This is a genomic window from Streptomyces calidiresistens, assembly GCF_014141525.1.
GTDB classification, from domain to species: Bacteria; Actinomycetota; Actinomycetes; order Streptomycetales; family Streptomycetaceae; genus Streptomyces; species Streptomyces calidiresistens.
In genome coordinates this window covers 1-3,411 of record NZ_VKHS01000609.1, presented here as the reverse complement: position 1 = coordinate 3,411, position 3,411 = coordinate 1, and the positions used below count along the sequence as shown (strand labels likewise).

The window sequence follows — 3,411 nt, the reverse complement described above, 5'->3', positions numbered from 1 at the left end:
CCACGCCCTCCTCGCCGTGGCGCCCCCCGGGCCGGGCGGCACCCCTCCCCCGCTCGACGCCGCCGGTCCCGCCGGGGAACTGCTGGCCGTGGTGGGCGATCCCGGCCGGTGGCCGCGACGGCGCGTGGACCTGCTGGCCACCACCGCCGGGCTGCTGGCGGAGGAGCGCGACCGGGTCGACGCGGCGGGCGCGGCGTGGCGTCGGCTGGCCCGGGAGGTGATCGAGCTGGCGCGGGCCGGTGCGCCGTCCGCGGACGTCGCGGCCCGGCTCGACCTGCTGGTGCCGCTTCCCGGGGCTCCGCGCGCGCGGGCGGGCGGCGGGCGCCAGGTGGTGGTCGCCCGGCTCGGCTCCGGGGGCGGGGGAACGGCCGCGGGCGGCGGCGGGTCCGAGGCCCGCGCCGCGCGACTGCTGCTGACCGACCTGGTGGCGGGCGCCCGGGAACGGGCGGGCACGACGGCCGGGAACCCCGACGTCCCCGGACCCACCGGGCTCCCCGACGGGCCCGGCGGGGCGGTGGTGACCGAGGTGGACGGGGAGGCGGTGGCCCTCCTCGCCCCGTTCCCCGACCCGGTGACGGGGGCCGTCGTCCCGCTCACCCCCGCCACGTTGCTGGACCCGGCCCGTGCGGCGCTGACCGCCGCGCTGGGGCCGGGCGCCCGACTGAGCGTGGGGATCTCCGACCCCGTCGCCTCGGCCGACGGTCTCGCCGGCGCCCTGGAGGAGGCCCGGCACGCCCGGCGGGTGGCCGCCGCCCGGGACGAGGCGGTCTGCGGGGCCGGCCCCGGCGAGCTGGCCTCGCACGTCCTGCTGCTGCCGTTCGTCCCGGCCGAGGTGCGGCGCGCCTTCACCGCACGACTGCTGGACCCCCTGCTGGCCCACGACCGGCGCCGGCGCACCGAACTGCTGCCGACCCTGCGGGCGTTCCTGGAGAGCGACGGTTCCTGGAGCCGGTGCGCCGACCGCCTCCACGTGCACGTCAACACCCTGCGCTACCGCATCCGGCGGATCGCCGAGCTGACCGGCCGCGACCCGACCCGCTGGGAGGACCGGGTCGATTTCTTCCTGGCGCTGCGGATGCACGCCCCGGTCGAGCCGCCGGACGGTGGGTCGACCGGGGAGGGTGGTCGGTGATCCCCGGCGCGCGGCCGGTCGGCGGGCGCGGCCGGTCGCGCGCCGGGGAGGGGAGCCCGGCGGACACCTCGGAACGGAGCACCGGCAAACGGCCCACCCGGGAATCCGACCGTCGTCCCGTCTCCCCCGTCGTGGCGGCGGGGGTCCCGGCACCCGGTGCCGACCCGTCCGGCGGAAGGGACCGCTCCGGGCCCCGACCGGAGCCGGAGGGCCCGGGGAAACGGGCGGGACGAAACGGGGCGATTCGAGAAGCACGACCGGGCCCCGACGGAAGCCCCGGGCGGGAGAGGAGGGAGCCCGTCCGGGTGTGACGAAGATCGATCACTTGTGAAAGCGTTCACCCGCCCTCTTGGCCCGGCCGCTCACCTCGTGCTGAGATGCATCCCCAACGGCACGGATGCCCGGCACCGTCGCGCCCCGGCGCGACGGGAGGCGGTCGTCCCGCCGCGCCGCGGTTCGCGAACCGCGTCCGCACCACCCACCGCACGTCCCCCACCGGCCGGTCGGGGCACGGCGTGTCGGCGGGGACCATCGGCTCGATGAAGCGCCAAGGGGAGGGCACAGTGGCGGACACCGCCATGGTGAACGGCGACCTGCCGGATGAGGGGGACCCGTTGACGGGGGCGGTGTGGCGACTCCGCTCCCGCGGCTGCTGGGAGGAGGCGGCCGACCTGGTCGCCGAGCGCGACGGCGAGCCGGGCGCGGCCCTGCTGCGGGCGGCGCTGCTGGGCGAGGGGTGTCTGTACACCGGCGAGGGATGGGAGCGGGCGGAGGACGCCCTGCGGGCGGCGGAGGCGGTGCCGACGGACGACGAGGGCCGCGGGGCCGCCGCCTGCGAGCGGGGCCACCTGGCGTGGGCCTCGACCCTGTTGGGCGTGCGGGATCGGGCCGACGAGGCCCGGGCGGCGCTGGGGCGGGCCGCCGCCCTGCTCCCCCCCGACAGCGCCCGACGGGCCCTGCTGGACTACCGCCGGGGGCTGCTCGGTGAGTACCTGAGCGACGGGCCGCAGGGTGCCGAGGCCGCCTACCGGCGGGCGCACGCCGCCGCGGCGGCCCGGGGCGACCTGCTGTTGCTCTCCGGCACCTGGCGGCAGTTGGGCGGTCTCGCGCTGCACTCCGACAACCCCGGTGAGGCCCGCCTGGCCTTCCGCGAGTCGCTGCGCCTGCGGGAGGAGTTGGGGTTCCTGGTGGGCATCGCGCCGGCGCTGGAGGCGCTGGCCTCGGTGGAGTCGGGCCGGGAGGCGGAACGCCTGCGGGAGGAGGCCCGGAGGCTGTTCCGGATGCTGGGCGGGGTGCCGCGCTGGCTGGCGCCCCGGCTGGGGGTCGACTGAGCCCGCCCCCGGAACGCCCCCCGTCTCCCCCGCCGGGGGAGACGGCACCGGGCGGGCACGGGGCCGGACCCCATCGGCCTCCTGCCGTCCCGGATTCCGGTCGCGCGTCGGTGGGCCGGTGGAGCGGTGGGCCGGTCGGCCGCCGGGTGACGGTCCCGGCGGGTCCCGGGATCAGCAGCCGGTGAGGTGCTCGCGGGCCATCCGTTCGGCGCGACTCGGGGAGCCCGAGGCCAGGGCGTCGAGCAGCGCGCCGTGCTCCAGGGCGTCGGCGAGCAGTTCGGCCGCGCCGCGCGGCGGCCGTCCGATGACCGGCGCCTGGGACCGGCGGTGCAGGTGCTGGGTGACCGCCGACAGCTGCCGGTTGCCCGCCGGGGCCAGCAGTTCGCGGTGGAAGGCCAGGTCGGCCTCGGCGTAGGCGGCACCGTCCCCGAGGCCGGCCGCGGTCACGGCGGCGTCGGCGAGGGGGCGCAGAGCGGCCCAGTGCCCGGGGGGCAGGTCGCGCGCCAGGGCCGTGATCGCGGGAACCTCCAGCGCGGCACGGAGTTCGGCGAGTTCCGCGAGGTCGCGGGGGGTCAGGCCGCAGACCCGGAAGCCCCGATTGGGTACCGCCTCGACCGTGCCCTCGCTCATCAACTGGTGCATCGCCTCCCGCACCGGTCCCGCCGAGACGCCCCAGCGCACGGCCAGTTGGGGCGCGGAGTACACCTCACCGGGCCGCAGACCGCCGTCGGCGAGGGCGCCGCGCAGGGCGGCCAGCACCTGGTCGCGGACGCAGTGGCGCACCGGCGGCACCGGTGTGTGCCCCGGGGCGCGCGGGGTGACCGCGGGGCGTGCCCCGCTCCCCCGGGGTCGCCCGGCGTCGGAATCCCCGGCCCCGGGGTCGCCGGGGTCACCGGCCGGCGTGCGGGGGCGGCCGGTGGGTCCGCCGTGACCCTGTCTCTTATATAC

At 79.0% G+C, this 3,411-nt stretch carries 3 protein-coding genes; 2 read left to right on the top strand and 1 reads right to left on the bottom strand.

Going from position 1 to position 3,411, the window contains the following annotated elements; genetic code table 11:
• A partial coding sequence (locus tag FOE67_RS20360; protein ID WP_182666289.1) for a PucR family transcriptional regulator occupies positions 1-1,132 on the top strand: 1,132 nt, incomplete at its 5' end.
• A 539-nt stretch (positions 1,133-1,671) separates the two neighbouring features.
• The gene (locus tag FOE67_RS20355) at positions 1,672-2,463 is read left to right on the top strand and encodes a hypothetical protein (RefSeq protein WP_438874266.1); all 792 of its coding nucleotides are present in this window, start codon (positions 1,672-1,674) and stop codon (positions 2,461-2,463) included.
• A 171-nt stretch (positions 2,464-2,634) separates the two neighbouring features.
• Here FOE67_RS20355 and FOE67_RS20350 read toward each other — a convergent pair.
• Positions 2,635-3,411, bottom strand: a 777-nt coding sequence (locus FOE67_RS20350) for a GntR family transcriptional regulator (protein WP_228474095.1), incomplete at its 5' end; no start/stop codon positions are given.